The organism is Sinorhizobium fredii USDA 205 (assembly GCF_001461695.1).
GTDB lineage: Bacteria > Pseudomonadota > Alphaproteobacteria > Rhizobiales > Rhizobiaceae > Sinorhizobium > Sinorhizobium fredii.
This window is the reverse complement of sequence record NZ_AUTC01000045.1, coordinates 205,363-211,986: the sequence shown is the minus strand read 5'-3', so window position 1 is coordinate 211,986 and position 6,624 is coordinate 205,363. Positions and strand designations below refer to the sequence as shown.

Below are 6,624 nucleotides of genomic sequence, written 5' to 3'. Positions count from 1 at the left end.
TACGGAGTTCTGTTCCCGCAGGCGAGCGTGCGCCAGACAGCGCTTCGTACGCGGCCCACGGCGAATCTGGGCGAAGCGATCTATACGCCGGAGTGTGCGTTGACCCGTAGGTTGGATGGCAGCTATACGCTTGCGATCAGCGGCAGGGCTACACTGGATATCACCCCACAAGGCATTCGCTACGCCCGCTGGTTCATGCCGATGTTCCTGGCGCGTCTGAAAGCGATCCAGATCGGTGTCGGCAAATCCATGTTCCGTGGACCGGAAGCGCTCGCGAGTTGGAAAAAGGATGCGCAATCGCCCTTCGAGCGGATGCGCGTTCTCGACCCAACGCCGAGCCGCCGCACCATCGCGGCTATTCTGAAGGGTGTCACGGAGCAGTTTCCTGCGTTGGCGGGCATCGAAGTCGCCGACAGCTGGGGAGCCTATGTGGATTGCACGCCGGACGCGGTGCCGGTCATCTCGCCGGCCGATGGTGTGAAGGGCCTTTACCTGGCAGCGGGCGGTTCCGGCCACGGCTTCGGGCTCGGGCCGGGCATCGGCCGCTTGGCGGCCGACCTGGTGGCCAATGATACGCCCTGTGTCGACCCCACCCCCTTCCGCCTGTCGCGTTTCGTTGACGGTTCCAAGGTCAAAGTCGGCGCAATCTGATCGTGGAGGGCAGATCAGGAGTAAGCCGTTATGGCGACGCGCGGAAGGGGCCTAGGAGAATGCATTACGATGCATCGGTTTCCTAATGACCACGCCGAGTCGCTTTCACTCAGGTAAAAAAATGGAGAACTAGATGTCACTACTGAAAACCATCGATCCGAATCCATCGTTTGAACCGAAGCATAGAACTGCCGAGCTGGATCGCCTCATCGCAGGCAGCCCCGCTTTCAAGACCTGGTTGCAGGACACCGCCAAGGAGGGCAGAGTCAATACCGGCGTTTTCGAGGCGACGCCAGGCGAGACGCACTCCATCAAGGGCGAAACGTTTGAGTTCTGCCATCTCGTCCATGGTGTGATCGAATTGACCGAGAAGGGTAAGGAGCCGGTCATTTATCGCGCGGGCGAGAGCTTCGTCATGAAACCCGGCTATGTCGGAGTCTGGAAAACGATCGAGACGGTGCGGAAAATCTTCGTCACAGTCACCTGATCATTCGAGGGAGCGATGCCGTTTCGAGGTGCATTGTCTCCTGATTTCAGGGCGGGAACGGACCGATCCGGCAGGCAACGCCTTTCGATCGGCTCCATCCCGAAATTGGATGGGCGGTTTAACCGCCCATACCGTCTTCCAAACCCGGGCTCGCGCTTGCAGCGGAAGCCCCTTCAAAGAAGGGCTCGCCCATCGCTGTCGTCGCGGGTACAGCCTGAAACTTCAATATTTCACCCGGTATCGCGACAACCCGCCGAGATGAGCTTAGAGACCAACGAAATGGATCTACCCATGCAAACGGAAACGGTCACTCTCGCGCCTTTCGAGGCTCACCATCTGGATGGTGCACTGGCGCTGTCGCGTGCAGCGGGCTGGGCGCACAGGAGAGAAGACTGGAAAATGATTTGGTCGATAAGCGAGGGACGTGTTGCCCTCGCGGGTGACCGTGTGGTGGGCACGGCCCTCATGACTCCCTTCGGCAACACCTGTTCAGCGATCAACATGATTATTGTCGACGAAAGCCAGCGCGGCCGTGGGCTGGGACGACAATTGACCAGCGCCGTGATCGAACTCGCCGGGGATCGGGAATGCCGTTTGACGGCGACGAGCGACGGCTTACCTCTTTACGAAAAGCTGGGCTTCGTTGCGACGCATCAAGTCGTACGCCATCAGGGTATCGTTGGTCAGGTCGATACACCTGAAAATATTGGGTGGATCAGGCCCGACGACGCCCTGCCGGCAACCAAAGCGCTCGATCGTGCGGCTTTCGGCGCCGATCGCGATGCGCTCCACGATGCGCTGGCGAAGGAGGGGCCGTTTGCCGTTGTCCGGAACGGTGACAATATTGTCGCCTTCGCGGCCACGCGGTCTTTCGGGATCGGCGAAGTCGTCGGGCCGGTCGTGGCAGAGAACGCCGAACAGGCGAGGGATTTGATCGCCTTCATCCTCTCCGGTAAGGAAGGGCGTTTCGTGCGCATCGACATCCCTGAACAGAGCGGCCTTTCGTCATTGCTCGAAGGTTGGGGGCTCCCTCACGAGGGCGGAGTTGTTGCGATGGCTCGAGGTGCTACAGGCGGGTCGCAAACGCCGGAGGTTCGAACTTTCGTACTGGCCAGCCAGGCTCTCGGCTGACCTGAATATCTCTAGGGCATACTGCTGGAAGCACGAGCTGGGTTTCGCAGACGCTTGGGCGAATAATCGCCCAGCCGTTTTTCGGGCATTGCCGACCGGCAGACCTCCCTGCCAAGTCGCTCCGTCCTCGCCACAAAAAGGAAGTAATATGCATCGGAGCGGTCTCTTCGGTGCAACGATTAAGTGACGGTGACGTAGATTTTCCGTACCGTCTCGATCGTTTTCCAGACCCCGACATAGCCAGGTTTCATCACGAAGCTGTCGCCTGCGCGATAAATGACCGGCTCCTTACCGTTCTCTGTCAGCTCGACCACTCCCTGCAGGATATGGCAGAACTCAAAGGTTTCACCCTTGATGGAGTGCGTCTCGCCGGGAGTGGCCTCCCAGACGCCGGTATTCACCTTGCCCTCTTTGTCGCTGTCCTGCGCCCAGGTTTTGAAGGCGGGTGCACCCGCGATAAGGCGATCCGGCGCGGGGGTCGCGTGCTTCGGTTCGAACGAAGGATTCGGGTCGATCGTTTTGAGTAGTAACATCTAGTTCTCCATTTTTGCGTGATCGTTAGAAGACGGCTGCAAGTCGGCTCCGACCTCGTTATGAAATTGTCAATAAGGGTAGGGAGCGCTCGGAATCGCCGGGTGCCTACCAGCTTGCGGCGATGTATTTTGTTTCGAGATATTCGAGCATGCCGTGGTGGCTTCCCTCTCGGCCGAGGCCGCTCTGCTTCATGCCGCCAAACGGTGCGGCAGCGTCGGAGACGACGCCTCGGTTGATTCCGACCATGCCGCTTTCCAGCCGTCCGGCGACCGCAAGCGCACGCTTGAGGTCCGCGGTAAACACATAGGACACCAGCCCGTATTCGGTGTCGTTCGCCATCTGGACGACCTCGTCCTCGGTTTCAAACGCAATGACCGGCGCAACCGGCCCGAAGATTTCTTCGCGAAGTACCTCGGCATCGGGAGAAACGTCTGCCAGTACGGTAGGCGGATAGTAGAAGCCGTCCCCGTTCAACCGGCGGCCACCGGTAACCAGTCGGGCTCCCTTGGCAACGGCGTCGTCAACCAGGCGTTCCACCTTGGCGACCGCGGCCTCGGTGATCAGTGGCCCAAGCTGCGTGTCCGGGGCCAGTCCTGGTCCGACCTTGAGCGCGGCCATCTCTTCCGCAAACCGCCGCGTAAACTCACCCAGAATCCCCTTCTGCACATAGAAGCGGTTCGCGGCAGTGCATGCCTCGCCGCCGTTGCGCATCTTGGCAACCATCGCTCCAGCGACAGCCGTCTCCAGGTCGGCATCGTCGAATACAACGAAGGGCGCATTGCCGCCGAGTTCCATCGAACAACTGACAACCTGGTCCGCAGCCTCGCGCAGCAGTGTACGGCCGACGCCTGTCGAGCCTGTAAACGAGAGCTTCCGTACCCGCTTGTCATGCAGCATGGCGCTGACCACGGGGCCTGCTTTCCTCGTTGTCACGATGTTGACCACTCCGGCCGGAACGCCTGCCTGCCGCATAATTTCGCCGATCGCCAGTGCCGTAAGCGGGGTCTCCGCTGCGGGCTTCAGGACGCACGTGCAGCCCGCGGCCAGTGCGGGTGCCATCTTTCGGGTCGCCATTGCCGCCGGGAAGTTCCAGGGCGTCACCAACACGGCGATACCAATCGGCTCATGGTTGACGATGATCTGATTGGCGCCGGAAGGTGCAGGTCCGAATTCGCCCGGTGCCCGTACAGCTTCCTCCGCGTACCAGCGGAAAAACTCGGCGGCATAGGAGACCTCCGACCTGGCGTCCGCGAGTGCCTTGCCGTTTTCCATGGTGATCAGTTGCGCCAGCCATTCGGCCTGTTCGAGCACTAGGTGAAAACACTTCATCAAAACGTCCGAGCGACGCCGCGGCGAGGTCGCCTTCCAAACCGCAGCGGCCTTTTCCGCTGCGTCGACCGCAGATATTCCATCGCCGATATCACCGTCGGAAACGGTGGCGATCACATCTCCGGTCGAGGGGTCGACCACTTCAAAGGTGCGGTCTTCTTTTGCAGAAACCCATTCGCCGCCGATGAACAGTTGCGTAGGAGCATCGCGGACTACGGCAGCCGAGGCGGGAGAGACAAGCGGAGTTGTTTTTTGCGCGGGAGTTGGCTTCACGTTCAGCACCTTCGCTACCAATCAGGTTGGACACGCGATCAATATAAGATTGGTTTTGCAATTGGTGTCAATATAGATCAAATTGGTTGCGGTAATAATCTGCGAAGGTCCTTTGAGGCGGCAGTCGGTGGGTGTCCGAACATGAGCGTTGCGCAAAGACACGGCCGCCTCAGCACTCGAACATCTTGCCGGCGTTGAGTTCCTCGGCGCGTTGAAGGGCCAACGTGGCGATCGCGGTGTCCTGAACACCTGTACCGGTAAGATCGGCTATCGTAATGTCAGCATCGCGAGTACGTCCCTCCTTCCCGCCTGCAATGATTTCGCCGAGTTCCTGAAAATCCGCGTCGCTCGCAACCAGCCCAGCCTCTATGGCATGATGAAGTTCCCCGAGCCTCCGCGTCTGTTTCAGGCTGTCCGCCACATAAAGGTCTGCGCGGGCAATCGCGATCGGATCGATCTCGTTCTTATGTTCGGCGTCGGAGCCCATGGCTGTCACGTGCTGCCCGGGTTCAAGCCAGGAGGCATGAAGAACGGGGCGGTCTGCGGGTGTCGTTGTCACGATGATATGAGAACCCGATACTGCCTCCTTCGGATCGGCGAAGGCTCTAACCGACACGCTGTGCTCGAGCTTCAACTGTTCGACGAGCGCCTCCGCCTTGCGGTGATCACGCGCCCAAATACGGACTTCTTGGATTGGTCTCACCAGAGTGAGCGCTTGAAGTTGCAGTCTCGCCTGAACACCGGCGCCGAAGATGGTTGCGATCGAAGCACCATCTCGCGACAGATGTTTTGCCGCAACTGCACCAGCGGCTGCTGTCCTGACGTCGGTCAGGTAACCATTGTCCAGAAGAAGCGCCTGAATCAGTCCGGTTTTACTTGAGAGCAAAACCATCATCCCGTTTGTACTCGCAAGGCCGAGCTTCGGATTGTCAAAGAAACCGGGGCTGATTTTGATCGCGAAGCCGCTCAAGCCTGGAATATAGGCGGTTTTCACATCGACTTCGCCTCTGCTCTCAGGCACATCCAGACGCAGAATGGGCGGCATCTCCACCGCATTGTCGACCACCAGCGCACGAAACGCGCCTTCCGTGCATTTAACCGCGTCGACGTCGAGCGGAATGATGTGTCTGAGCTCAGGCTCGGTAAGTATTCTAATAATAGGCATCAGTCCACCTCAGTCGCTATATAGTCCGTTGATGATTTCTCGATGCAACGTCGTGTCGATATTTTGGCCCGACAATATAACTGCTACCGGACCTTTGGCATGAGCCAGCTTGCCGGAAAGCAGCGCCGCGATACCAACTGCGCCAGCGCCCTCGACTATCTCACGCTCATGCTCGTAAGCGTGCCGGATACCGGCAGCTATCTCGCGTTCATTGACGAGGACGATGTCGTCGAGAAGGGTTTTGCACATCGGGAATGTCCAAGCGTTGCCCAACCCGATTCCACCGCCGAGCGAGTCGGCCAGACTGCGATACTCCTTCACTTGCACCGGGTGGCCGGCGTCGATGCTAGCCTTCATGGCTGCCCCCCGATCCATAGTCACGCCGATTACCTTGGCCTGGGGTCGCAAGGCCTTTACGGCTGCCGCGACGCCTGCGGCCAACCCACCTCCAGAAAGAGGAACGAGAACGGTCGCGACCTCGGGCATCTCCTCGGCGATTTCAAGCCCAACCGTTCCCTGGCCGGCGATGACGTGGGGATGATCAAAAGGCGGGATCATGCTGAGCCCGTCTTCTGCAACCAGCCGCTCGACTTCCGCTTGTGCGTCGTCCTGCGAAGAACCCACTATGCGTACTGTTGCGCCCAGCCGTCGGATTTCCGAGACCTTGTTCTCCGGTACCAGACGCGACATGCAAATGGTCGCGCAAGAACCGACTGCCCGGGCAGCATAGGAAAGTGCTCTCCCGTGATTGCCGGTTGAGGCTGCGATGACGCCGCGATCGCGCTCCAATTGGCTGAGTTGAAGAACTGCACTTGTTGCACCCCGGAGCTTAAAGCTACCCGTCAATTGGCGATGCTCGAGCTTCAAGCAGACCTGCGCTCCGATGTGTTCGGATAGGGAAGTCGATATCGTTAGAGGGGTGCGCAGGACGTGACTGGCGATGCGCTCACGTCTCTGCTCGATCAGGTCTTGGCTAATCATACTATTTAATTTCACCTGCTTCAAAAACCGTCACGATCGGCGGAGTGATCGCGGGCCGCTCCCTTCATCGGAG

The 6,624-nt window shown here is 59.3% G+C and carries 7 protein-coding genes; 3 read left to right on the top strand and 4 right to left on the bottom strand.

The genetic code is table 11. The features are described 5' to 3' along the window. The 3 genes from N181_RS06865 to N181_RS06855 form a co-directional block, all read left to right on the top strand. Window positions 1–651 (top strand): NAD(P)/FAD-dependent oxidoreductase (locus N181_RS06865; protein WP_155621606.1); only part of this gene is annotated, 651 nt, incomplete at its 5' end. 133 nt (window positions 652–784) lie between these two features. Then, complete coding sequence (locus N181_RS06860; RefSeq protein ID WP_037399897.1) at window positions 785–1,138, top strand: cupin domain-containing protein; 354 nt, start codon at window positions 785–787, stop codon at window positions 1,136–1,138. A 291-nt stretch (window positions 1,139–1,429) separates the two neighbouring features. Then, on the top strand, window positions 1,430–2,269 hold the full coding sequence (locus N181_RS06855; RefSeq protein ID WP_037399935.1) for a GNAT family N-acetyltransferase: 840 nt from the start codon (window positions 1,430–1,432) through the stop codon (window positions 2,267–2,269). A gap of 179 nt (window positions 2,270–2,448) precedes the next feature. On the opposite strand, the gene N181_RS06850 is transcribed toward N181_RS06855, so the two are convergent. The 4 genes from N181_RS06850 to eutB all read right to left on the bottom strand — a co-directional run bounded on the left by N181_RS06850 (window position 2,449) and on the right by eutB (window position 6,551). Continuing rightward, window positions 2,449–2,802, bottom strand: a complete 354-nt coding sequence (locus tag N181_RS06850) for a cupin domain-containing protein (RefSeq protein WP_037399900.1) — start codon at window positions 2,800–2,802, stop codon at window positions 2,449–2,451. A gap of 106 nt (window positions 2,803–2,908) precedes the next feature. Further along, entirely contained in the window at window positions 2,909–4,405 is a 1,497-nt protein-coding gene (locus N181_RS06845; RefSeq protein ID WP_060563306.1) for an NAD-dependent succinate-semialdehyde dehydrogenase, read from the bottom strand. Between the two features lie 169 nt (window positions 4,406–4,574). Beyond that, window positions 4,575–5,570, bottom strand: a complete 996-nt coding sequence (locus N181_RS06840; protein WP_037399903.1) for a cyclodeaminase — start codon at window positions 5,568–5,570, stop codon at window positions 4,575–4,577. Window positions 5,571–5,579: 9 nt separating this feature from the next. Then, entirely contained in the window at window positions 5,580–6,551 is a 972-nt protein-coding gene (gene eutB, locus N181_RS06835) for a hydroxyectoine utilization dehydratase EutB (RefSeq protein WP_037399907.1), read from the bottom strand. Between the last annotated feature and the right edge of the window lie 73 nt (window positions 6,552–6,624).